General features: G+C 44.9%; 18 protein-coding genes, 1 rRNA gene and 1 pseudogene. 5 read left to right on the plus strand and 15 right to left on the minus strand.

Annotation, left to right across the window (positions count from 1 at the left end; translation table 11 throughout):
• The 3 genes from Xenpb_RS15500 to btuB form a co-directional block, all read right to left on the minus strand.
• Positions 1 to 96, minus strand: a 16S ribosomal RNA gene (locus Xenpb_RS15500); the annotation flags it as partial.
• Between the two features lie 368 nt (positions 97 to 464).
• A complete protein-coding gene (gene murI / locus Xenpb_RS15505) occupies positions 465 to 1,328 on the minus strand; it encodes a glutamate racemase (RefSeq protein ID WP_187655151.1) in 864 nt (287 codons plus the stop codon).
• Positions 1,273 to 3,087, minus strand: a complete 1,815-nt coding sequence (gene btuB / locus Xenpb_RS15510; RefSeq protein WP_187655152.1) for a TonB-dependent vitamin B12 receptor BtuB — start codon at positions 3,085 to 3,087, stop codon at positions 1,273 to 1,275. Before btuB ends, murI begins: the two co-directional genes overlap by 56 nt.
• 218 nt (positions 3,088 to 3,305) lie before the next feature.
• Here btuB and trmA point away from each other — a divergent pair, with 218 nt between their 5' ends.
• Complete coding sequence (gene trmA / locus Xenpb_RS15515; protein WP_187655153.1) at positions 3,306 to 4,406, plus strand: tRNA (uridine(54)-C5)-methyltransferase TrmA; 1,101 nt, start codon at positions 3,306 to 3,308, stop codon at positions 4,404 to 4,406.
• 128 nt (positions 4,407 to 4,534) lie between these two features.
• Here trmA and Xenpb_RS15520 read toward each other — a convergent pair whose 3' ends face one another.
• Both Xenpb_RS15520 and fabR read right to left on the minus strand, forming a co-directional pair.
• Positions 4,535 to 4,912: a YijD family membrane protein gene (locus Xenpb_RS15520; protein WP_187655154.1), complete on the minus strand. Its 378-nt coding sequence runs from the start codon at positions 4,910 to 4,912 to the stop codon at positions 4,535 to 4,537.
• A gap of 21 nt (positions 4,913 to 4,933) precedes the next feature.
• Positions 4,934 to 5,596, minus strand: coding sequence for an HTH-type transcriptional repressor FabR (gene fabR, locus Xenpb_RS15525; protein ID WP_187655155.1), 663 nt, complete (start codon positions 5,594 to 5,596; stop codon positions 4,934 to 4,936).
• Between the two features lie 207 nt (positions 5,597 to 5,803).
• Between fabR and sthA the strand changes: the two genes are divergently transcribed.
• The gene (gene sthA / locus Xenpb_RS15530; RefSeq protein ID WP_187655156.1) at positions 5,804 to 7,201 is read left to right on the plus strand and encodes a Si-specific NAD(P)(+) transhydrogenase; all 1,398 of its coding nucleotides are present in this window, start codon (positions 5,804 to 5,806) and stop codon (positions 7,199 to 7,201) included.
• On the opposite strand, the gene oxyR is transcribed toward sthA, so the two are convergent.
• The 5 genes from oxyR to argC form a co-directional block, all read right to left on the minus strand.
• On the minus strand, positions 7,193 to 8,110 hold the full coding sequence (gene oxyR / locus Xenpb_RS15535) for a DNA-binding transcriptional regulator OxyR (RefSeq protein ID WP_187655157.1): 918 nt from the start codon (positions 8,108 to 8,110) through the stop codon (positions 7,193 to 7,195). The two genes, sthA and oxyR, sit on opposite strands and share 9 nt — an antisense overlap.
• Positions 8,111 to 8,208: 98 nt before the next feature.
• Complete coding sequence (gene argH / locus Xenpb_RS15540; protein WP_187655158.1) at positions 8,209 to 9,582, minus strand: argininosuccinate lyase; 1,374 nt, start codon at positions 9,580 to 9,582, stop codon at positions 8,209 to 8,211.
• A gap of 48 nt (positions 9,583 to 9,630) precedes the next feature.
• The gene (locus Xenpb_RS15545) at positions 9,631 to 10,842 is read right to left on the minus strand and encodes an argininosuccinate synthase (protein WP_187655159.1); all 1,212 of its coding nucleotides are present in this window, start codon (positions 10,840 to 10,842) and stop codon (positions 9,631 to 9,633) included.
• A gap of 69 nt (positions 10,843 to 10,911) precedes the next feature.
• Positions 10,912 to 11,685: an acetylglutamate kinase gene (argB, locus tag Xenpb_RS15550; RefSeq protein WP_099115392.1), complete on the minus strand. Its 774-nt coding sequence runs from the start codon at positions 11,683 to 11,685 to the stop codon at positions 10,912 to 10,914.
• Positions 11,686 to 11,755: 70 nt separating this feature from the next.
• The gene (argC, locus tag Xenpb_RS15555; RefSeq protein WP_187655160.1) at positions 11,756 to 12,760 is read right to left on the minus strand and encodes an N-acetyl-gamma-glutamyl-phosphate reductase; all 1,005 of its coding nucleotides are present in this window, start codon (positions 12,758 to 12,760) and stop codon (positions 11,756 to 11,758) included.
• Between the two features lie 102 nt (positions 12,761 to 12,862).
• Between argC and argE the strand changes: the two genes are divergently transcribed.
• A complete protein-coding gene (gene argE, locus Xenpb_RS15560) occupies positions 12,863 to 14,020 on the plus strand; it encodes an acetylornithine deacetylase (RefSeq protein WP_187655161.1) in 1,158 nt (385 codons plus the stop codon).
• Between the two features lie 155 nt (positions 14,021 to 14,175).
• Here the strand turns inward: argE and Xenpb_RS15565 are convergent.
• Positions 14,176 to 14,895: pseudogene (locus tag Xenpb_RS15565) on the minus strand (DUF3800 domain-containing protein); the annotation flags it as partial.
• 445 nt (positions 14,896 to 15,340) lie between these two features.
• Here Xenpb_RS15565 and metF point away from each other — a divergent pair.
• Positions 15,341 to 16,228, plus strand: coding sequence for a methylenetetrahydrofolate reductase (gene metF, locus Xenpb_RS15570; RefSeq protein ID WP_099115385.1), 888 nt, complete (start codon positions 15,341 to 15,343; stop codon positions 16,226 to 16,228).
• 64 nt (positions 16,229 to 16,292) lie between these two features.
• Here the strand turns inward: metF and ppc are convergent, their stop codons facing one another.
• The 3 genes from ppc to metB form a co-directional block, all read right to left on the minus strand.
• A complete protein-coding gene (gene ppc, locus Xenpb_RS15575; RefSeq protein WP_187655193.1) occupies positions 16,293 to 18,929 on the minus strand; it encodes a phosphoenolpyruvate carboxylase in 2,637 nt (878 codons plus the stop codon).
• 337 nt (positions 18,930 to 19,266) lie between these two features.
• The gene (locus tag Xenpb_RS15580; RefSeq protein ID WP_187655163.1) at positions 19,267 to 21,702 is read right to left on the minus strand and encodes a bifunctional aspartate kinase/homoserine dehydrogenase II; all 2,436 of its coding nucleotides are present in this window, start codon (positions 21,700 to 21,702) and stop codon (positions 19,267 to 19,269) included.
• Positions 21,703 to 21,711: 9 nt separating this feature from the next.
• The gene (gene metB / locus Xenpb_RS15585) at positions 21,712 to 22,872 is read right to left on the minus strand and encodes a cystathionine gamma-synthase (protein ID WP_187655164.1); all 1,161 of its coding nucleotides are present in this window, start codon (positions 22,870 to 22,872) and stop codon (positions 21,712 to 21,714) included.
• 305 nt (positions 22,873 to 23,177) lie between these two features.
• Between metB and metJ the strand changes: the two genes are divergently transcribed.
• Positions 23,178 to 23,495 carry a met regulon transcriptional regulator MetJ gene (gene metJ, locus Xenpb_RS15590; RefSeq protein WP_047962228.1) on the plus strand — a complete coding sequence of 106 codons (318 nt, stop codon included), beginning with the start codon at positions 23,178 to 23,180 and terminating at the stop codon, positions 23,493 to 23,495.
• A gap of 82 nt (positions 23,496 to 23,577) precedes the next feature.
• Here metJ and rpmE read toward each other — a convergent pair whose 3' ends face one another.
• Positions 23,578 to 23,793: a 50S ribosomal protein L31 gene (gene rpmE / locus Xenpb_RS15595; protein WP_074019092.1), complete on the minus strand. Its 216-nt coding sequence runs from the start codon at positions 23,791 to 23,793 to the stop codon at positions 23,578 to 23,580.
• Positions 23,794 to 24,022 lie beyond the last annotated feature (229 nt).

Below are 24,022 nucleotides of genomic sequence, written 5' to 3' on the forward strand. Positions count from 1 at the left end.
GGCAGGAAAGCACGCTTTCCCCCGCTGCCGCCCGACTTGCATGTGTTAGGCCTGCCGCCAGCGTTCAATCTGAGCCATGATCAAACTCTTCAATTAAAGTTTGATGCTCAAAGAATTACACTGTGTTAGTTCGTAATGAATTAACTGTTCAGTCACTCTTCAAGACTTGTCTCTTTTTTCGCCTTCCGGCGTGGATAGTGTCTTGCGAGTGCCCACACAGATTGTCTGATTAATTTGTTAAAGAGCGTGGCAACCGTGAAGTTTCTTCCGGGTTGCGAGGCTGCGTATCTTACGCTTTTCGCCTCCGGAGTCAAGCGTTTATTTTCGCTGCCCTCCGACTTTCCTCAGCGGCTTGTTTCAGCTCAGCGTCGGTCAGTGGTGGCGCATTATAGGGAGTTTTACGGCGCTGACAATAGTTTTTTTGAAAAAAATTACCGACTGGCGATTATTGCGCCAAATTGCACTTAAGTTGGTAGTTTTTCCAGCGTTTGGAAGCCATATTCACGTAAAACAGGGTACAGAGCTTCACTATTTGGTTCCATCTTTGTGCAATAAGCCAAGTTATCCATCGTTGTTAAAAACAAATCATCCCGATTTTTAACCAACCACGCGGTTCTGCGGGCAATAGCCGCTCCAGAATCAACTAATCTTGTTCCATCAGGTAAAACTTGTGAAAGCTCTTCTGCGATTAAAGGAAAGTGAGTACAACCTAAAATGACAGTATCCGGAGGCTCTTTCATTTTCAGCCACGGTTTCAATATCTTCTCCAACTCTTCTAGTGGAACATCCTTACCGTGTAGCTTTCTCTCCGCCAATTCCACCAGCTCAGATGAGCCTATTGAGTAGACCTGACAATCTGTCGCAAATCGGGTAATTAATTCTTTGGTATAGTCGCGATTCACCGTAGCACGTGTCGCCAATAATCCAACAACACGGTTACAGCTCAGTTTTGCGGCGGGCTTAATTGCAGGCACGACACCAACGACAGGAAAAGAAAAACGTTCACGCAGAGCTGGCAGGCTGACTGTACTGGCCGTATTGCAAGCAATAACGACAACTGCCAAAGGGTGTTTTCTCTGGATGACATCAACAACTTGAACGACCCTGTCGATAATCACTTCGGCCGTTTTCTCTCCATACGGGAAAGCTTCATTATCAAAAGCATATATATAGTGGAGATCCGGCAATAATTGCCGAATCTCTTGATAGACAGATAAACCACCCACTCCGGAATCAAAAACCAGAATCGTTGGACGGGTGGTCTTGTTTAAATCAGAAGTTGTAGCTACCAGTGAGGTAGTATTCTCTTCCTGGAGTGCGATAGCCATAGGCTGTCTCATAATTTTTATCAAACAGATTAGCTATTCTAGCACGTATTGTAAGGTGGTCAGTGATTGGATATGAGGCGTTGATGTCCCATAGACTTACGCCAGATAATTTCACTGTTTTCGCAGGATACTCACTATAATCTCGGTCATAACGCTGACCAATATATTGGTAGGTTATTCCCCAATCGACATTGAAAGCTTCCCAATCTAATTGGTATTTAACTTGCTGTTTAGCTCTACGAGTTAATTGCTGATCATTGCCATCACGCGGATTAACATACTGCACTGTAAGTTGATGCTGAAATAGGCCGGTATCCATTGTTCCCGTCCACTCAACACCTTTTATTTTTGCCTTACCAATATTTTCATAATGGTTATTGGTAAAATTTATCAATTGTTCAATGTCATTACGATAAACAGACAAACGCCAATTCAGTGGGCCAGTCAATCCTTCAATTCCACCTTCCCATTGTTTACTTTTTTCTGGTTTAAGACTTTCATTACCCCATTGGCTATAAAGCTGGTTTAAAGCCGGCGCCTTGAATGCCGTACCATAGGAAGCGATAAGACGATAACCATCAATGAATTCCCAACTCGCCCCCGTTTGCCATGTTGTATTCCAATTATATTCAGCGTGGCGATCTGAACGCACAGCCCCTTCCAAAGTAAAATCATGAATTTTTTGCTGTGCTGTTAAATACAAGCCTGTGTTATCAACATGTTTTTGTTCTGGAATATAGTTGGAGCCTGCGGCAACTGATTCCCTTTTCCAATCAACTCCACTACTGATTGCACCATGACCAACCTGCCATAAGTTTCCCCATTGAAAGTTGTATTGTTTGGAGTCACTCAGAGTCGCATTTCCCTCATAACGCTTATGTTTGAAATTATAGTCTTTAGCATGACTGTAACTGGCAGTGAGTTGAGAAGAATAATTACCTTGATTAAATTGAATTCCGGTTTCGTAATTACGACTGAATAATTCTCGGGTATCCGTAGAAACATCATCATAATTTGTTCTATTATCGTAACCGTATGTGCGCACAAACCCACTGAGTTGGTCATTGAATTTATGATCAATTCCAACCCATAACATTTTGCTCATAAACCCATCTCGATCAGGTTCATTATTTCCTTTACCAGCAACAACATCAAACCCTTTGGTATAGGTATAACCTGCTGCTGCGGTTAATAAAGTATTCTCACCGAGTTTTTGCTGTGTCGAGCCGTTGTAATTCTGATACCCATTAGATCCTATTCCCGCATTTAATGTTGTTCCGCGTTGTTCCCGCTTAGTGATGATATTGATTACCCCACCGATAGCATCAGAGCCATATACGGCAGAACGAGCACCACGGATATATTCTATTCGCTGCACCATTGAAATTGGGATTTGGCTAAAATCAGCCGAACCCGTGATACCAGCCTGATTCAAACGGATTCCATCCACCAGCACCAGTGTATGACTTGAGTTTGTACCACGAACAAATAAAGATGAATGCTGTCCGATACCGCCATTCTGCGCAATATCAACACTCGGCAAACGGCGTAAGACATCAACTAAGCTACTAGATTGCCACTTATCTATATCTTCACGAGTCACTACCGTCATTGGTGCTAAAACTGAGGAAATCGGCTGTTTAAAACGATTGGCTGTAACTACTATCGGATCTTGATTATCCGCAACTGCAACATGACTCAAACCAGAAAACACTGCAACAGACGCAGCAGCTAAAAGAATGTGTTTTATATTTGTCATAAGATTTGCGATAAGAGAGTGATATCTAACGGCTATATACCTAACTATAAAGAGTCATGCTACGATGAAGGCCGTAGGGTGTCCAGAATCCCTCCCCATCAAAACAATAGGCCGATAAACCAGAAAACTGGACATCCTTTACGCTTCCCCTACCTTTGTGCTTCCCCTACAATGCCGCTCGGAAATTTTTCTTAACGCGACCATACGAGAACCAGATAATGCAGAATGCTTTGCCAACGGAAAATTATGAAAACCAATTGATGGAAAAGGCCCATCGTCTAAAAGGAATGATGGCCCCCTTTAGCGCACCTGAGCCTGAAGTTTTCCGTTCTCCTGCATCACATTACAGGATGCGAGCAGAATTCCGTATCTGGCATGAGGAAGATGACCTGTACCATATCATGTTTGATCAGCAGACCAAGCAACGTATCCGTATTGATCAATTTCCAGTTGCCAATCAGCTTATCAATAGCATGATGCAAGCAATCATTACTGGCGTAAAAGATAATTCCGTATTACGCCATAAACTGTTTCAGGTGGATTACCTTTCCACCCGCAGCAACAAAATCATTGTTTCCCTGCTTTATCATAAAAAACTGGGTGATGAGTGGCGTGAACAGGCAACTGTTCTGCGTAACCAATTAATCGCAGAAGGATTTGATGTCCAACTTATTGGGCGCGCTGCAAAAACCAAAATCATGCTCGATCATGACTATATAGATGAAGAATTACCTGTTGCAGGTAACACCATGATTTACCGTCAGGTTGAAAACAGCTTCACACAGCCGAATTCCAGCATCAATATTCATATGTTGGAGTGGGCGATTAATATCACCAAAGGCTCTAAAGGCGATTTGCTTGAACTTTATTGTGGTAATGGCAACTTCTCTCTGGCACTGGCGCAGAATTTTGACCGAGTACTGGCGACAGAAATTGCCAAACCTTCAGTTGCGGCCGCACAATTTAACATCGCAGCAAACCACATTGATAATGTACAGATTATCCGTATGTCAGCGGAAGAATTTACACAGGCAATGAACGGAGAGCGAGAATTCAATCGACTGCAAGGAATTGACTTAAAGAGTTATCAATGCGAAACCATTTTTGTTGACCCGCCACGCAGCGGTCTGGATGAAGATACCATCAAAATGGTTCAGGCATATCCACGTATCCTTTATATTTCCTGCAATCCAGAAACACTCTGCCAAAATCTGGAAACACTGACGCAGACTCATAAGGTCAGCAAACTGGCACTCTTTGATCAATTCCCTTATACCCACCATATGGAATGCGGCGTACTGCTGGAAAAAAGAACCTAACCCCCATAAATGATCATTACTGCTGACTGAAAAACAAAAACGCCACCGTATTAATCTTGTGGCGTTTTTTATTGAACCGTTCTCGCTAAAAACTATCAATTTTAAAAAACTATCAATTTTAAAAACTATCAGCTTTGGCTTTCTGCCGTGACCCTTGACTGCTGTTTGCGTCCTTTCATCTTTAAGTAGATCCAAAATACCAAGGCAGTGGCAACGACGACTGGCAGGAAATTAGAACCAATTTCTGGATATTCCATCCGAATAAATGCGCTATACATAAACATGCCCAAGAAGAAAGATCCTGTTGCCAGTTTTGGTAGCCCTTCTGCCATTGGGTAATTTAGATAACGTTGATGGAGACAATACAGAGAAAGTGCCAATGCGATAATAGGGAAAACAGAAAAAGGCACATGTGAATTGAAGAATGCTGAGAAAGTTCCGTGTGTTGCCATTCCAACGATAAGAGCCAGCAACATTGTGCTTTTATCTTGGCGGTATTGTTCCATCGTATTATTCTCCTTTCATTATTATTCAGAAGTTTTAGGGATCGCTTTAGGGGCAGTGTTTTTTTCTTGCTCACGACGATACCAATAATAAGCACCTTTGGAAATCATGCGGAGTTGTAAAACTAAACGTTCTTCGAGGCGACGCCTTTTTTCCTCATCAATATCCAGCGCTTCTGCACCTGCACTGAACACGATTGTCACCATCGCCTCGGCTTGTATTTCGGTAAAATGACGTGGCATATGACTCGCTTGTTCAAGATAGTCTGCCAATTCGGCAATAAAATGTTGGATTTCCCGTGCTACAGCCGCACGAAATTCAGCCGATGTACCGGAGCGTTCACGTAACAATAGCCGGAACGCGTTAGGATTGTTGCCTATGAATTCCATGAATGTTGAAACAGAAGTACGAATAACGCTGCCACCCTTTGCAATACGCTGACGAGCCTGACGCATTAACTGACGCAACATCAGACCACTTTCATCTACCATCGTCAGACCTAATTCATCCACATCCCGAAAATGACGATAGAAAGAAGTCGGTGCAATACCAGCTTCGCGAGCCACTTCCCGCAAACTCAAACTGGTAAAACTACGTTCAGCGCTAAGTTGACTGAATGCTGCTTCAATCAGGGAGCGACGGGTTTTTTCTTTCTGTTTTGCTCTAACGCCGGTTACGTTACTCACAACAATCCTGATCTATCTTGACCCTATAATGAGGCAAATATAACAGATTCTGCGGGGTTTGCTGTGATTGTTCTCTTAAAGATATTATTCGATGTTTTTCTGTTTTATTTCTAAACAATGAGATAAAAACCGCATGCTCATTGGGTTATTACATCAAGTAATGTTAAGATAGAGTTGTTATTTTGTGTAAAAACAGGTCTTTCCTCTATGCAATATACTCATTTTGATGCCATTGTAATTGGCTCTGGTCCCGGCGGGGAAGGAGCAGCAATGGGGTTGGTGAAACAAGGTAAAAACGTTGCTGTTATAGAACGTTACAATAATGTCGGTGGTGGGTGTACTCACTGGGGCACCATTCCGTCGAAAGCTCTCCGCCATGCAGTCAGTCGCATTATCGAATTTAATCAAAATCCTCTCTACAGTGATAACTCCCGCATTCTCCGTTCATCGTTTTCTGAAATCCTGCGCCATGCTGAAGTTGTCATTAACCAGCAAACGAAAATGCGCCAAGGGTTTTATGAACGCAATCGGTGTCGAATGTTTGCCGGAGAAGCAACATTCATTGATGAGCATCGAGTCAGTGTTCGTTATGCCGATGGTAGTGTTGACGTATTAAGTGCGGATAAAATCATCATTGCCACCGGTTCCCGCCCTTACTGCCCTCCTGACGTCGATTTCACCCATTCTCGTATTTATAACAGTGATACCATCCTGCAACTGGATCATGAACCACGTCACGTGATTATCTATGGGGCGGGAGTCATTGGCTGTGAATATGCTTCTATATTCCGGGGGCTGGGCGTTAAGGTAGATTTGATCAACACCCGTGATCATCTGCTGTCTTTCCTTGATCAAGAAATGTCTGATGCTCTGTCTTACCATTTCTGGAATAGTGGCATTATCATCCGCCACAATGAAGAATATGAAAAGATCGAAGGTGTTGATGATGGTGTGATTGTTCACCTGAAATCCGGCAAAAAAGTTAAAGCAGATTGCTTGCTATATGCCAATGGCCGAACAGGTAATACGGACACGCTCGGTTTGGAAAATGTCGGGTTGGAAACAGACAGTCGTGGCTTACTGAAAGTTAACCGTGTTTACCAGACCGGTAATGAAAATATCTACGCGGTTGGTGATGTTATCGGCTATCCAAGTCTGGCTTCTGCGGCCTATGATCAAGGGCGCATTGCAGCAAGAGCGATCACAACGGGTAACGCAGACCTGTATCTGGTGGAAGATATCCCAACAGGAATTTATACCATTCCTGAGATCAGTTCAGTGGGTAAGACCGAGCAGCAATTAACTGCCCTGAAAATCCCTTATGAGGTAGGACGCGCTCAATTCAAACATCTGGCAAGAGCACAAATTGCGGGAATGAATGCCGGCAGCATCAAAATCCTATTCCACCGTGAAACAAAACAGATCCTGGGTATTCACTGTTTTGGCGAACGTGCAGCAGAGATCATTCACATCGGCCAGGCCATTATGGAACAAAAAGGTGAAGGCAATAATATCGAATATTTCGTTAATACCACCTTCAACTATCCAACTATGGCGGAAGCCTACCGTGTTGCAGCGCTCAATGGGTTAAACCGATTATTTTGATATTTTTCCAAGAACGTCGAAATAATTACCCATCTTAGCCCTAATCGCCTCTGCCAATTGCTCATAGCGACCACGCAGAGGTGAGCCGGGACGATAGACCAATATAACGGAGCGCTTAGGTATCGGTTGATCACATTCCAGATAGCATACACCATCACGTTTTCTCTCTCGTGGAACCGATAATTCAGGCAATAATGTAATACCACTACCCGCCGCCACCATATTGCGCAATGTTTCCAGGCTGGTTGCCCTGAAATGGGTATCTTCTTTGGCTCCCGCCTGAAAACAGAAACCCATTGCCTGATCACGTAAACAATGGCCATCTTCCAGCATCAGTAATTTCTCACCGGCCAGCTCACCCATTTTGACCTGATCTCGTTCGGCCCACTTATGTTCTTCATACACGGCCAGTTTCATAGGTTCTTCAAAAAGCGGCACTTCAATAAATGCCTCAGTTTCTTTCACCAACGCCAAAATAGCACAATCAAGCTTTCCGCTATCAAGCTGCGCCAGCAAGTTTTGGGTTTGCTCCTCATGCAAATACATTTCTAATTTGGGGAACAATTTATGCAATTCAGGAATGATAAGCGGTAAAAGATAGGGGCCGATTGTAGGAATAAGACCGATATGCAGCGGCCCAGACATACTTTCACCTTGTAGAGAAGCCATCTCCTGCAAGACCTTAACTTCACGCAATACGGTTTTGGCCTGTTCCACCAACAACATACCCTGTTGGGTAAACAATACTTTGCGGCTAGTACGTTCCAGCAGCATCACGCCCAATTCATCTTCCAATTTGCGGATTTGCCCACTTAATGTTGGTTGGCTGACATGACAAGCATCAGCGGCCCGGCGAAAGTGCCGATATTCAGCAAGTGCCACAAGGTATTCCAGATCGCGGATATTCATTCCCACCTCTGCTTTTGATATCAATGATAGTATTGATCTATAAATCATTATATCCATGAGGGCAAAAAACTATCAACGGCTTGTGATTATTGGTTTTTTTACCTAAATCGCAGCTTTGCCTGAGCAATCGCTTGCTTCACTTGTTTTTGTGCTACACCTCCTTTTGCCAGACGCTTATCCAGACAGGATTGCAGCGATAAAATGTCATAAACATCCACTGAAATAACATCGCTGAATTTTTGTAATTCAAGTAAAGAGAGTTCTTCCAGTGCCTTGCCCTTAGTGATTGCTGCCACTACAGCCTCACCAACAATGTGATGTGCTTCACGGAATGGAACACCTTTTGCCACCAGATAATCAGCCAGCTCAGTTGCGTTGGCATATCCCTGTTTTGCTGCCTCCTCACAACGAGAACGTCTCACTTGAATGCCATCCAGTACCAGTGTCGCCATATGTAAGCAATCCAACCAGGTATCCAGTGCATCAAACAAGCCTTCTTTGTCTTCCTGCATATCTTTATTGTAAGCAAGCGGAAGCCCTTTCAGCATCATCATCATCCCTGTTAAGGCCCCCTGAACCCGGCCACACTTACCACGAATAAGCTCCAGTGCATCTGGGTTTTTCTTTTGTGGCATCAAAGAAGAGCCGGAAGTTACCCGATCTGACAATTCAACAAATCCGGCTTCGCCGCTATTAAAGAAAATCAGATCCTCTGCAAAACGCGAAAGGTGGATCATACTAATGCTTGCATCTGACAATAGCTCCAAGACATGATCCCGATCGGAAACGCTATCCAAACTATTGCGTGTTGCTGAAGCAAAACCTAACCATGATGCCAATTGTTCCCTATCGATATCGTAAGCCGTTCCTGCCAACGCGCCACACCCCAACGGACTGACATCCAACCGCTTCAATGTATCTTGCAAACGGCTTTCGTCACGCCCCAACATTTCCGCATAGGCAAGACACCAATGGGCAAAAGTAACTGGCTGCGCCCGCTGTAAATGGGTATAACCGGGCATCACGGCATCCTGATTATTTTCAGCGGTGAGTACCAATGCTTGCTGCAACTCAATCAATGCGTTCAGGATATGGGCGATCTGATCTTTACACCATAATTTCAGGTCGGTTGCGACCTGATCATTACGGCTACGCCCGGTATGGAGTTTTTTCCCCAAATCACCTACTTTGGCAATCAGTTGCCCTTCTACCCAACTGTGAATATCTTCCGCGTCACTTTGCAAAATGGCCTTGGGGCTGATTCGCACTTCATCCAGTAGCTCGTTCAAAGCCAGCTCCAGCTTTTGCTGCTCTCCGGTGGTTAATACTCCCACCGTAACCAATGCTTTTGACCATGCAACTGAACCAACAATGTCCTGCTCAGCCAAACGGTAATCAAAACGCAGTGAATCGTTGAATTGCTTGAACCGCTGATCGGCTTCCTGACTGAAACGTCCGCCCCAAAGTGCCATAATATCCTTCCTGTTCTCTTTATCTTTTTACTGTCGATGATTAAGAAATTACTTTTTGCTATTCAGCGCACGGATACGTGAAGAAAGTGAATAGAGGCGGATAAAGCCTTCAGCATGACTATGATCGTAAACCTCATCTTCGCCAAAAGTAGCGAACTCTTCAGAATAGAGACTATTGACGGATTTTTTCTGCACGGCTGTCACCTGCCCTTTATAGAGTTTAAGGACAACCTCTCCGCTGACACTGTCTGCCAACATTTCCGCCGCTGCTTGGATTGACTGGCGCAATGGTGCAAACCAACGCCCATCATAAACAACATAAGACATTTCCAGCCCCAGTTGCTGACGCCATTTGAAGCTATCGCGATCCAGAACCAATTGCTCAATACCACGCAGCGCTTCCATCATGATGGTTCCCCCTGGTGTTTCATAACAGCCACGGGATTTCATGCCCACCAAACGGTTTTCCACGATATCGATCCGCCCAATGCCGTGCTTAGCCCCCAAGGTGTTCAATTCGTTAAGGCATTGATAAGGCGAAAAAGACTGACCATTCACACCAATCACTTCACCTTTCTCAACGGTGACAGTGACATATTCTGGTTCATTAGGCGCATCTTCTGGCTCGGCTGTCCACACCCAGCAATCTTTATTGGCGGCATTCCACGTGCTTTCCAATACCCCACCTTCAGTTGAGATGTGCCATGCGTTTTCATCACGGCTATAAATTTTTTCCAGCGTTGCGGTCGTAGGGATATCGCGAACTTTCAAATAATCCAACAGTGCCTCACGGGAACGCAGATCCCATTCCCGCCACGGGGCAACAACTTTCAGATGCGGAGCCAAGGCGGTATAAGTGCTTTCAAACCGAACCTGATCATTACCTTTACCCGTTGCACCATGGGCGACAGCATCGGCTCCCACTTTTAATGCCAGTTCAACCTGTGCTTTGGCAATGATTGGGCGAGCCATTGACGTACCAAGCAGGTAGCTGCCTTCATACAACGCACCGGTTTTCAGCACAGGATAAACATACTCTTTGATGAACGCTTCACGCAGATCAACGACGTAGCATTCAGAAGCACCAGAACGCAATGCTTTCTGCTCGACACCTTCCAGATCTTCACGACTTTGGCCGACATCAGCAACAAACGCGATCACCTCACAATTATCATAATGTTCTTTCAACCACGGAATAATGGCTGAGGTATCCAACCCACCGGAATATGCCAACACAATTTTTTTAATGCTTTTCGTCATAGGGATAACCTTTTTAATTTTGTTTTTATCTCAGCCAAAGGCCATGTTCTCAATCAACCCCAAAATTCATCAGCCCCAAATTCGTGTGCCGACAGGGATGCCATTAAATAACGCAATCAATTGTTCCGCATGTCGCCAACTCGCAATATCCACTGGCTGCCCAAGCGTTTTTGCGGCTTCCAGAGCTGCATTCACTTTTACGATCATGCCATCGGTAATAATGCCCTGCTCAATAAGCTGTTCGATCTTTTCCGATGTAGCTTCCGGGATTTTCTGACCTTTGCCATCCAAAATACCGCTAACATCAGATAACAAAACCAAATCTGCGTTTAACACTTGCGCAATGGCAGTCGCTGCCTGATCCGCATTCACATTCATCAATTCACCGTGTTCTGTCATTCCAATTGAACTGATAATCGGCATATAGCCCACATCCAGCAAAATTTTCAGGAAATCGGGGTGTCCGGGCTGAGCCTTTCCTGTATGACCAAACGTTTCATCAAGTTGGGATACTTTCACAATGCCACCATCTCCCAGACATAACCCAATGGCAGGCAATCGATATTTTATTGCCCATGCCAGTAACTTCTTGTTGGCTGTTCCCGCCAATGTTCCAGTAATGATATCGATTTGATCTGCTGGCGTGACTCGCAGACCTTGCTGTTTCAAAATCGGTAACTGCAATTTCTGCATCAGCTCATCAACCAAACAGCCACCACCATGGACAATGACCAGCGGGCGCTTATGGGTCTTTCGGTACAACTGCAATGTGGTGAATAACCGTTCCAGTGCTTCTTCGCTATCTAACAGCACCCCACCCAACTTGATAACTAACGGCTCCATCGGATTTATCCTCTGTCAGTATTAACATCTGTCGGAATTTTGATTCTTTTGGTATTCAATCTACTTCGGATTAAAGCAATGCCTGAGTTTCCTCATACCCAAAACGAATATTCATGCACTGCACAGCCTGTGCGGCGGCACCTTTCAGCAAATTATCCTCAGCCCCCACGATGATCAGGTGTTGCCCCTGAACAGCAAAACCAATATCGCAGAACGGCAAACCAACAACAGATTTCAGCGCAGGTACATCTTGGTTATATAAACGTACCAGCGGTTTATCGTGATAAGCCTGCAAATAAGCCTCTCTGACTTGTTCTTCTGTCACACCCGATTGCAGTTTGCAGGTAATTGTGGCAAGAATCCCGCGTGAAAAATTGCCCAAATGCGGTGTGAAGATCACTTCTGTACCTAAATGTGTCGCAATTTCAGGTTGATGGCGATGGCTAAAAACCCCATAAGGTTGCAAACTGACTTCACAAAAACTATTGGTTATCGATGCCTTTCGTCCTGCACCACTGACACCACTGACCGCATTGATCACGGGCCAATATTCCGTATCCAGTAAATTTTTTTCGAGCAGTGGTTTCAATGAAAGCTGGGAAACAGTAGGGTAACAACCGGGCACTGCAATCAACCGGGCGTGCTTGATTTTTTCTGCCTGCCATTCTGCCAATCCATACACTGCCTGTTCTAACCATGCTGAATTTTTATGTTCGAATCCATAGTATTTTTTATAAAACTGTGTATTTTGTACTCGGTAGGCACCTGATAAATCAAACACAATACAGCCCGATTCCAGAAATATCGGTGCAATGTCATGGCTGACTTCATGAGCTGTCGCGAGGAAAACCACATCAATACCACGCGCCGCCTCAGAAACATCAGTCAACGGCTGTAAGGGTAAATCAAGCATGCCTTTATATTGCGGGTAAAGCGCCGAAAAACATTTCCCTGCATCTGAACTTTGGGAAGAAACCATCAAACCGGAGAGATGGACATGGGGATGGCGTTGCAGATATGCTGCTAACTCAGCTCCGGTATAACCACTGGCACCAACTATCAAAGCATTCAACATGGGATTTATTCACCTTGTAGTATTAACCCAACGATATAATTGCATTTTTATTCAGTTAAAATGAATTAATATTGATACTATTATGAGTAAGGGCTGTCAACAGTGAATATCAAATTACCGCCATTTATTAAGTTATATCATCAGCTCATTGCAGCGCCTTCTATCAGTGCCACTGATGCTGAGCTGGATCAAAGCAATGAAGTTGTTATCAATCTGCTGGCGGAATGGCTAAAAGAGATTGGTTTTTCGATTGAAATTCAAGCTGTCCCTGAAACCCGGGGTAAATTCAATCTACTGGCTACATTGGGCAGTGGTTCGGGAGGTTTACTACTGTGTGGTCATACGGATACCGTTCCTTTTGATGCAGGGCGCTGGACACAAGATCCTTTCACACTCACCGAACGCGATGGAAAGTTATATGGGCTTGGCACGGCTGATATGAAAGGCTTTTTTGCCTTTATCATTGATGCTCTGCGGGATATTGATGCTAGTAAACTCTCTCATCCTCTTTATATTCTGGCTACCGCAGATGAAGAAACATCAATGGCCGGCGCACGTTACTTTGCTGCCAATGCCAACATTCGGCCTGATTTCGCAATTATTGGTGAGCCAACATCATTACAACCGATCCGCGCCCATAAAGGACATATAGCCCAATCGATCCGAATTGAAGGAAAATCAGGACATTCCAGCGATCCCGCGCGAGGTGTTAATGCCATTGATCTGATACATGAATCCATTACTCGACTGATAGAACTGCGCAACACCTTGCAAGAGCGCTATCACAATCCGGCCTTCGTTATTCCCTATCCGACCATGAATTTCGGCCACATTCATGGCGGGGATGCGGCAAACCGCATTTGTGCTTGCTGCGAACTACATATGGATATCCGCCCTCTTCCTGGATTGACTTTGCAGGATTTAAACGGATTGCTGAATGAGGCATTGGAACCCGTAAAACAACGCTGGCCCGGGCGCCTGAACGTAACGGAACTCCATCCCCCGATTCCGGGTTATGAATGCCCAACAGACCATAAATTGGTTGGTGTGATTGAAAAATTGTTGGGAACGAAAGCGGATACCGTCAACTACTGTACAGAAGCGCCATTTATTCAGGAGTTGTGCCCGACATTGGTCTTAGGGCCGGGCTCGATTGAACAAGCGCATCAACCCGATGAATTCTTGGACATGGCATTTATTGAACCAACAAGGAAACTGCTTTCACAACTTGTGGAGCATTTTTGTTTGAGTCCCCATTAAAAGCCGTGAACTAAAAACAACTGTTCTCCCAATCGTCAAATTACTAATTGATTTTCCCTCAAAAAATGCTCATAATTAGTACTATAAATGGATTGGGAGTGCCCGGTCGGCGTTATAACCTCGGTGAGTGCATCGGGGTTTTTCGCTATTTAGGACTAGGGAAAAATTTTTAACCCCCACTGTTTATATCCCATCCCAACAGCATTTCTTCCTCCTTCATAATAGAACTTTTCCTTCAATATATCGAATGCTCGGTTAAACTGTCCTGGTTTCAAAACATGTCTACCAATAGGCCTGGCAACTAAATCAGCGAGTTGTAGACCAGAGGAATTACTTGTTTTGGCTGCCATCCTGATCTTAAAGGGTAAATCTCTGTGATATTTATTTTCTCCATCACAAATTCGACGAAACTCCAGCTCAAGATCACTGTCTTCTTTAAGACCCCGTTTTTCCACAATAACGTGCGTTTCTCGCTCCTGTTGCCCTTTTTCTACTACAAAATCATATAAAGTCTCTAGGCAATGACGTAATGCAATGTGATATGGGTTCTGAATCTCATCTTTGTTAACGTTCAATTTGTGCTTTTCAATCACGCATGATGACAGTATAAAGTTACTTTCACTGATGATAGAGTTCAGTCGATCTAGGAACTGATTCTTTTCTTCCCTATTCTTAAAAATTGTAAAGTCTCCTTTTTCTTTACGAATTTCATGCTCATGAAGAATCACAAGGTCATGACCGAAATAGTCAAATTTAAGCTTCTGTAACTTTGGTACTAATTTCGAAAGATAATGTTCCTTGTAGAAAATACAAAAAGCTAAAACAAATACAGGATAATCTTTATCAAGTTGCACCAAGCCGTGATCCCCACTTTCATCAACATATACTACAAAGTCGCTAAAATCTCTTTGTTAATCAATGGATAAAATTTTTTGAGTAATTAGTTGGCTCTCAGCACTATTCATACTTTCGCTTTCCTTATTTTAATTTTTACTTCTCTATTCGGTCAAAATACAAACCACCTTATAAAAAAGTAAACCTGATTCTTTTTTACCATAGCACTAGTATAAATAGCATCCAATAAGTCTGATGATAACTCTTCATTCAAGCAGTTTTAAATGCAATCCATCCCCCAACATGAATTTATTTCCTGATCACTTTGAATATTACTCATCGGAAATAAGCCATTTCTCAATTGACTAAAAATCCCGCTTCGCCCATTCTATTTGGACATCTAAACGGATAGACATTTAAACATTTAAACATCCAAAAACAAGCGAATATAACCAAAAACTCCGCTTGTTCAAGAGGGCACAGGGTATGAGTTTTTTTCACGCTAATCAGCGAGAAGCGCTGAATCAGAATTTAGCTGAGCTTGATGGGCAAATTCGTGTTTCCTTTGAATTCTTTCCACCCAGTACTCCTGAGATGGAACAAACCCTGTGGAAATCCATTGACCGTTTGAGCAAGCTGAAACCTAAATTTGTTTCCGTCACTTATGGGGCCAACTCAGGTGAACGTAATCGTACTCATAGCATCATCAAGGGAATCAAAGAAAAAACGGGGTTGGATGCAGCACCACACCTGACCTGCATTGACGCCAGCCGTGAAGAGCTACGCGACATTGCCCATGATTATTGGCGAAATGGCATTCGCCATATCGTGGCATTACGTGGCGATTTACCTAATGACAGCGGCAAGCCAGAAATGTATGGCGCTGATTTAGTAGAGCTTTTAAAAAAAGAGGCCGATTTTGATATCTCTGTTGCTGCTTACCCGGAAGTACATCCAGAAGCGAAAAGCGCGCAGGCTGATCTGATTAATCTAAAGCGTAAAATTGACGCGGGAGCCAATCGTGCCATTACCCAATTCTTTTTTGATGTGGAAAGTTACCTGCGTTTTCGCGACCGCTGCGTCGCAACGGGAATTGATGTAGAAATTGTACCGGGCATTTTGCCTGTTTCGAATTTCCGTCAGTTACAACGATTTGCCACCATAACTAATGTTCGTATCCCAAGTTGGATGACAAAAATGTTTGAAGGGCTGGAGGATGATCCGGAAAGTCGAAACTTAGTCGGTGCCTCTATCGCAATGGACATGGTGAAAATTCTCAGTCGTGAAGGAGTGAAAGATTTTCATTTTTATACCCTGAACCGGGCAGAGCTGAGTTATGCCATCTGCCATACGCTAGGTGTCCGGCCTTCTTAATCATTTCAAATCAAAGCCGAACAGTTCCCCATTCGGCTTTGATGATTTGACAATTCTTAAAAAACTATCCCGTATTGCGCATTCCTGCCGCAACACCTGCAATTGTCACCATCAGCGCCTGTTCAAGATGCGGATCAGGATTTTCCTGTTGGCGAGAGCGCTGTAGCAATTCCGCTTGTAGTACGTTCAACGGATCGGTATATACGTTACGCAAAGCGATGGATTCTGCAATCCACGGCAAATCCGCCATCAATTGCTCATCCTGCGCAATGGTGAGTACCGTTTTGATATCTTCCGCAAGCTGATTGCGCAGTTTTACTCCCAAAGGCCACAATTTTGGTTCCACCAAACGTTGGTCGTAATACTCCGCCAGCCATAAATCCGCCTTGGCAAACACCATCTCCAACATGGCAATACGTGTATTAAAGAATGGCCAGTCGCGACACATATCCGTTAAAACCGATAGTTTGCCTTCATCTATGATGCGTTGCAGTGCTGCACCCGCACCTAACCATGCCGGCAACATCAGGCGGTTCTGTGTCCATGCGAATATCCACGGGATAGCTCGCAGACTTTCTACACCGCCTGTCGGGCGACGTTTAGCAGGTCGCGAACCCAACGGTAATTTAGCTAATTCTTGTTCAGGCGTTGCGGCCCTGAAATAAGGCACAAACTCCGGTTGTTCACGCACATAATCACGATACATATCGCAGGAAACATCCGAGAGTGTATCCATGATCTGATGCCATTCTGGTTTGGGTTCCGGCGGTGGCAATAAGTTTGCTTCCAGTATCGCACTGGCATACAACGCCAGACTGCTGATCGTCACCTGTGGCAAGCCGAACTTAAAGCGGATCATTTCTCCCTGCTCGGTGACGCGCAATCCTCCTTTCAGACTGCCCGGCGGCTGAGAGAGCAAAGCTGAATGCGCTGGTGCACCACCACGGCCAATCGTGCCGCCGCGTCCGTGGAACAAGGTTAATGTCACACCTTCTTGTTCACACAATTTGATTAAAGCATCCTGTGCCCGGTATTGTGCCCAAGATGCCGCCATCACCCCGGCATCTTTCGCTGAATCTGAATAACCGATCATCACCATCTGCTTACCCTTAATCAGATCGCGATACCATGTTATTCCCAGCAATTGCCGAATCACACTTTCTGCATGATTCAGGTCATCAAGGGTTTCGAACAACGGCGCTACAGGCATTGACAATGAACAACCTGCCTCTTTCAGCAATAATTTCACCGCCAACACATCAGAAGGCACTTTCGCCATGGAAATAACATAGGCAGCAATCGCATCTTGTGGTGATTCGGCAATGACTTTACAAGTTTCAAAAACCTCTTGGGTTTCTGCACTTGGCAGCCAGTCACGCGGGATCAAAGGCCGTTTCGAGTCTAATTCACGCAGCAGAAATGCCTGTTTCTCGGCTTCAGGCCAGCTTGCATAATCCCCCATTTCCAAATATTGCGTTAACTCTGCAATGGCTTCAGTATGGCGAGTACTTTCCTGACGAATATCAATCCGTACCAAAGACAGGCCAAAGCAGCGGATCCGGCGCAAGGTGTCCAGCAACTGCCCATCCGCAATAATCTCCATTCCGCAGGCTTTCAGGGATTGGTAACAAGCATACAAGGGTTGCCAGAGTTGTTCGTTATGCAGCAGCAAATCCGTGGGGGGTAAAGCTTGTTCACCTTTAAGGCATTTCTCCAAATAAGCCAGAGTGTTACTCAATCGCGTTCGCAATTGTTTGGCAATTTCACGGTAAGGCTCTAAAACATGCTCACCACCCGCCATTTGACGAAGTTCAGGTGTACATTCCGACATGGAGAGTTCAGAAACGAGAATCTGTATATCTTTCAAAAACAGATCGGCGGCCTTCCAACGGCTAAGCAACAGAACATGGCGGGGAATTTCGGCGGTAACGTTAGGGTTACCATCACGATCTCCCCCCATCCAGGAAGTGAAACGAACTGGTACAGCTTCCACTGGCAAGTTATATCCGATGGATTCTTCCAACTGTTCATTGAATTCACGCAGGAACGCCGGCACACCTTCCCACAGACTGTTTTCAACTACCGCAAACCCCCATTTTGCTTCATCAATTGGCGTTGGGCGGATTTTGCGAATTTCATCGGTATGCCATGATTGGGCAATCAACTGACGTAAGCGACGCATAATATTATTGCGTTCATAATCGGCCAAATCATCATGATCAAGCTGTGCCAAGCAGCCATTCACTTCAACGAGTTTATGAATCAATGTCCGGCGGGCAATTTCTGTCGGGTGTGCCGTCAAGACGAGTTCAATCGCTAAATCATTCACTGCCTTGCTCAAATCATCATTGCTGAATTGTTTGTCTTTCAGACGATTGAATAATGCTGCCAGCGCTACCGGGTTACTCGCAGCTTCTCCATGAGGTGAAATGCTGTGATATTGTTCGGCCACGTTAGCCAGATTTAAAAACTGGTTAAAGGCACGAGCGACAGGGAGTAATTCATCATTGGATAAATTTTCCAGTGTCGATAAAAGCTGTTGACGATGAGCCTCGTTACCTGCGCGGGATGATTTGGATAGCTTCCTGATCGTTTCAACTTTATCAAGAATGTCTTCTCCCAAAGCCTCTTTAATCGTGTCGCCCAGCAACTTACCGAGCATACTGACATTACTTCGCATTGCGGAATATTGTTGATTCATGTGGTTCTTGGCCTTGTGTTGCTGTATGTCACCCATTTCACCAGATGGCTGGTTCAATCGGCATCTACCCTGTATCTGTCAAGATTAGAGCTGTTCTTTTGTTTATCTCTAACGCTCTATTCATATCAGAAAACAAACTATTTGGGCGGATTTTATGAAATTTAATCAAGATTTCTTTTTTATAAGACAATCCGATTACTTGCCTTGTTTGTTCTCAATAAACTTGTTTTTTTTAAGAAATTGTTTTTTCAATATAAAGAGTAATAAGATGTTTTTGATTGGCGGGATGATGATACAGGCAGGGATAGTTCATCATATCCCTGCCAAAAACCGCAAATTAGAGAAGCTGTGAGAGGCGATTTAAATCTGATTGGATTGCTCCCGCGGTAACGTCCCGCCCGGCACCAGGGCCACGGATCACCAGCGGATTATCACGATACCAGCGGCTTTCTATCGCAAATACGTTATCCGCTGGCAGCAATGAAGCTAACGGATGATCATTACGTACCGCTTCCACACCCACTTTCGCTTTACCACTGGCATCAAAGCGCGCGACATATCGCAGTACCATGCCCATTTCCCGTGCCGCCTCCAACCGTTGAAGCATCTGGGCATTAATAGCAGCGCTGTTTTCAAAAAATTCTTCGATGGAACCGATTCGTGCCTCTTCCGGCACCAGTGATTCAACACGAACGTGATCAGGTTCTATCTCGTAACCCGCTTCTCTGGCTAAAATGACCAGCTTACGCATCACATCCTGACCAGAAAGATCGATACGCGGATCAGGTTCCGTCAATCCTTGCTGCCATGCCTGTTCGACCAAATCACTGAAAGGGACAGAACCATCAAATTGCAAGAATAACCATGATAACGTACCGGAAAAAATCCCGCTGATGGACAGAATGGTATCTCCACTTTCCCGTAAATCCCTGACCGAATGATTAATAGGCAACCCTGCGCCAACTGTGGCGTTGTATAACCAATGGCGGCCCGTTTTTGCAAAAGCATCGCGGATCATACGATATGTGTTGCTACCGGAAGAGCCGGCAACTTTGTTAGCACTGATAACGTGAAATCCATAGCTGGCAAAATCGATATATTCTTTGGCGAGTTCTTCACTTGCCGTCACATCCAGTACCACTAAATCATCATAAGGATGTGCTCTCATCCATAAAAACAGAGCATCGTCTTCATGTTTAGTCGCTTCGTCATCAAAGAACGCCAACGCACGGCTGGCATCAATCCCTTGATAATTCAGTAAACTTCGGCGACTATCCACAACGCCCGCCAGAATAAACTCAAAATCACTGCGGGCTGAAATATTCTTCTGTTCACGAGCAAATAGTTCTAACCAACGTGAGCCAATGTTTCCTTTGCCAAACAGCACCAAACCGATGCGTTTTTCTGCCCGAAACAGACTTTGGTGCAGACCCTGAATCAGATGCGAAGTTTGGTTCAGGCGCAGAACAGCAACAAGGCTGATGCCATCTTCCGCATGCCAGACGAACTCAACAGGCTGATCTTTTAATTGTTGATAGAAACGATGGCAATGCAGCGGATTTTTACAGACGCCAGCCCCCACCAATGCCACCAGCGCCAAACCTTCACGCAGGGAAAGTTTTCCGGGCAAAGCGGCATCCTGCAAAACATCAAGGGCACTGTTCACAATCTCAGAGGTATAGCAAAGCTGAATAAGATTACAGTCCGCATGCAGTCCTGTCGCCAACGGCCGGATTTGGGCGCGTTTCAACAGTAAATCAATATCTTTGTAGATTTGTTTAAAATCGTGGGCTGACGATACATGCAATTCAATCAGGCAAACATCATCATGGCTGGTAACAATTTTCGCTCCAGTCCCTGTTGCCAGCACCCGCTCAATGCGAGTCGAACCTTGCTCAGGCTGGTAGCTGCAACGCAATTGCAGATCAATATCGCTGGTGGAAACAGGCTGTAATGTGCGGGTATGAAGTACAGGTGCCGCCAAACGGGCCAATTCACTGGCTTCATCCAAGCGCAACAAAGGTAGCAGGCACGCATCTTTGACTTTACGCGGATCGGCACTATACACCCCTGCAACGTCACTCCATATAGTGACTTTTTGGGTTCCCGCCAATGCACCAACCTGTGTGGCAGAATAGTCACTGCCATTGCGCCCCAACAGGACGGTTTCACCATTTTGGTTACTAGAGATGAACCCCGTGACAACTAAACGCTTATGAGGATTTTGGATCAATAACTGGCTGAGCAAGGGTTGGGACAAACTCACATCAACCTGTGGCTGAGCAGCTCGTTCTGCCCGCAGAAATTGGCGTGCATCCAGCCATGCACTAGGGAGGCCCTGATGTTCAAGTAACGCCGCCATCAAACGTGCAGACCAAATCTCACCATGACCGACAACTTCTGCGTATGTGATATCTGTAACGGGCTTATCTAACAGTGCACTTAATCTCTCCAGATCAGCGATAAACTTTGTGACCAGCTCTTCTGCCACCGCCTCAGGCAATAAGCCACGGATCAACTCTTGCTGATAACGCCGTAGCGATTGCTGGACTTGATGTGCTGATATCCGGTCGTTCTGGCTCAATTTCAGCCAATCAATAAGCTGATTCGTTGTGCTCCCTGCTGCCGATACCACCATCAAATCACCTGGCTGGCTATAGTTCGCCATAATATCTGCAACCCGCTGATAACATTTCACATCGGCCAGGCTGCTACCGCCAAATTTATGTAATTGGCGGCCAGATTCCGCCCCCGCTGTTGCCAGTGCACTCATGATTAATGATTACCTCGTTGTCGCTGCCTGAAACGCATTGTCCAGATCAGCAATTAAATCCTGACTATCTTCAATTCCTACAGAGACACGAAGAAGCAAATCCGTAATCCCTGCCTGAGCCCTTGCTTCTGCCGACATTCCCGCGTGTGTCATTGTTGCGGTATGAGAAATCAACGATTCCACGCCACCGAGAGATTCAGCCAGAGTAAATAATTTTAATGCAGATAAAAAGCGGCGCATGGTTAGTTCATCGCCATCCAATTCGAAACTCAGCATCGCCCCAAAACCCTTTTGCTGTTTAACGGCAATTTCATGTCCGGGATGGCTTTTCAGCGCAGGATAATAGAGCTTTTTCACTTGTGGTTGCTGTTGTAAATAATCAGCAATAACAGCAGCATTATTCTGTTGAAGCAGCACACGGGCAGATAAGGTACGGATGCCGCGCAGCAACAAATAGCTGTCAAAAGCTGCCCCTGTTACACCAATATTGTTCGCCCACCATGCCAAATCTTTGGCAATTTCCGGATCTTTGGCAATGATCGCCCCTGCAATCAGGTCAGAGTGCCCATTCAGATATTTCGTGCAGGAATGCACCACTAAGTCCGCTCCCAAATCCAATGGCTTTTGCAGTACAGGACTCAGGAAGGTGTTATCCACGATAGCTAATGCCCCCACTTCATGGGCCAGCCCGCAAATATATTGAATATCGACAATTCGTAACAGAGGATTGCTCGGCGTTTCAATCAACACCAGTTTAGGCTTTCGTGCCAATGCCTGTTTCAGCGCCTGATCATCTGACTGATCAACAAAGAGCACATTGTATGCACCACGTTTGCTCAAGCTATCAAACAGACGGTAACTTCCACCATAACAATCATGGGGAGCTACTAATAAATCCCCCGGTTTCAGAAAGACAGTGCACAACAGATGAATGGCTGACATACCGCTGCTGGTCATCACTGCCCCACTACCACTTTCCAGCTCTGCCAAAACCTGTTGGACAACATCGCGACCTGGATTACCACGTCGGGAATAATCATGCGCTCTGGGTTCGTTGAAACCAGTAAAGTTATATGTGCTGGAAAGATAGATAGGTGGAACCACACAGCCATATTGTTCATCAATATTTGAGCCACTGTGAACCGCAACTGTCGCTTGCTTACATCCCATAACCTTTACCCATCATTGTTATTATTGGCGTCATGCAAGGATAACGATCGGAAGCATAGACGTCAACACATCTAGACATCCAAAATCATTTGCGGTTTAATACGACAGTCTGATACTACAATTAGGCGATTATCCTTATGCTTTATATTTCTTCTGGTTATACTTTATAAGTCAGTGAGACTGGAGCGATATAGTCGATAAGCGAATTATGCTAGACTACCGAATTACCGACATGAAAACAGATCAGAAATACCCTCCAACTTCTGATTTCAACTACTTGATTTAAAAATTATTTAAGGTATCTCATGGCTGAGTGGAATGGTGAGTATGTCAGCCCTTATGCTGAACATGGCAAAAAAAGTGAACAGGTCAAAAAAATTACGGTTTCAATCCCGTTAAAGGTGTTGAAAATCCTGACTGATGAGCGTACCCGTCGTCAGGTGAACAATCTGCGTCATGCAACAAATAGCGAATTGCTGTGTGAAGCTTTTCTCCATGCGTTCACTGGACAGCCTCTGCCTGATGATGATGATTTGCGTAAAGAACGTCATGATGAAATCCCTGAAGCAGCGAAAATCATGATGCGTGAGCTCGGTATTGATCCTGAAACATGGGAATATTGATAACAAAAACGCCCGATGTTCTGCATCGGGCGTTTTTGTTTCAACTATCCTGCCTGTATTGAGTACCGACAGGGAAAAGTCATTACTTCTTAGTACCTGGAACGCTGAAACGTTTGTTAAAGCGATCAACACGACCACCGGTCGCAACGTCACGCTGCTTACCAGTGTAGAATGGGTGGCATGCACCACAAACGTCCAGGTTCAGGTTGTGACCTACGGTAGAGTTGATTTTGATAACGTTACCGCAAGAGCAAGATGCAGTAATTTCTTCGTACTTAGGATGGATACCTTGTTTCATGGAAAACCTCTGTTCAGGCCGTGTCGCTATCCAGCCCTGTTGCCGCCAGACACCACACGTCATGTTGATAAAAATGTCGTGTTGATAAAAATCAGTATCGGTAATTTCTATACCAAAGGCGGCGGATCATACAGAAAATCTGTTCATCACGCAATGAAATCTGCTGATTTGCTATGATACCCTTGTCGCTATACTTTCTTTCGTCTGGTCATTAATTATCCGGAAAACG

This window comes from Xenorhabdus sp. PB62.4, assembly GCF_014467285.1.
Classification (GTDB): domain Bacteria; phylum Pseudomonadota; class Gammaproteobacteria; order Enterobacterales; family Enterobacteriaceae; genus Xenorhabdus.

Coding starts and splice junctions, on each gene's coding strand:
- murI (WP_187655151.1), bottom strand. CDS start 1,328: ATGGCTATCGCACTCCAGGAAGAGAATACTACCTCACTGGTAGCTACA.
- btuB (WP_187655152.1), bottom strand. CDS start 3,087: ATGACAAATATAAAACACATTCTTTTAGCTGCTGCGTCTGTTGCAGTG.
- trmA (WP_187655153.1), top strand. CDS start 3,306: ATGCAGAATGCTTTGCCAACGGAAAATTATGAAAACCAATTGATGGAA.
- Xenpb_RS15520 (WP_187655154.1), bottom strand. CDS start 4,912: ATGGAACAATACCGCCAAGATAAAAGCACAATGTTGCTGGCTCTTATC.
- sthA (WP_187655156.1), top strand. CDS start 5,804: ATGCAATATACTCATTTTGATGCCATTGTAATTGGCTCTGGTCCCGGC.
- oxyR (WP_187655157.1), bottom strand. CDS start 8,110: ATGAATATCCGCGATCTGGAATACCTTGTGGCACTTGCTGAATATCGG.
- argH (WP_187655158.1), bottom strand. CDS start 9,582: ATGGCACTTTGGGGCGGACGTTTCAGTCAGGAAGCCGATCAGCGGTTC.
- Xenpb_RS15545 (WP_187655159.1), bottom strand. CDS start 10,842: ATGACGAAAAGCATTAAAAAAATTGTGTTGGCATATTCCGGTGGGTTG.
- argB (WP_099115392.1), bottom strand. CDS start 11,685: ATGGAGCCGTTAGTTATCAAGTTGGGTGGGGTGCTGTTAGATAGCGAA.
- argC (WP_187655160.1), bottom strand. CDS start 12,760: ATGTTGAATGCTTTGATAGTTGGTGCCAGTGGTTATACCGGAGCTGAG.
- metF (WP_099115385.1), top strand. CDS start 15,341: ATGAGTTTTTTTCACGCTAATCAGCGAGAAGCGCTGAATCAGAATTTA.
- ppc (WP_187655193.1), bottom strand. CDS start 18,929: ATGAATCAACAATATTCCGCAATGCGAAGTAATGTCAGTATGCTCGGT.
- Xenpb_RS15580 (WP_187655163.1), bottom strand. CDS start 21,702: ATGAGTGCACTGGCAACAGCGGGGGCGGAATCTGGCCGCCAATTACAT.
- metB (WP_187655164.1), bottom strand. CDS start 22,872: ATGGGATGTAAGCAAGCGACAGTTGCGGTTCACAGTGGCTCAAATATT.
- metJ (WP_047962228.1), top strand. CDS start 23,178: ATGGCTGAGTGGAATGGTGAGTATGTCAGCCCTTATGCTGAACATGGC.
- rpmE (WP_074019092.1), bottom strand. CDS start 23,793: ATGAAACAAGGTATCCATCCTAAGTACGAAGAAATTACTGCATCTTGC.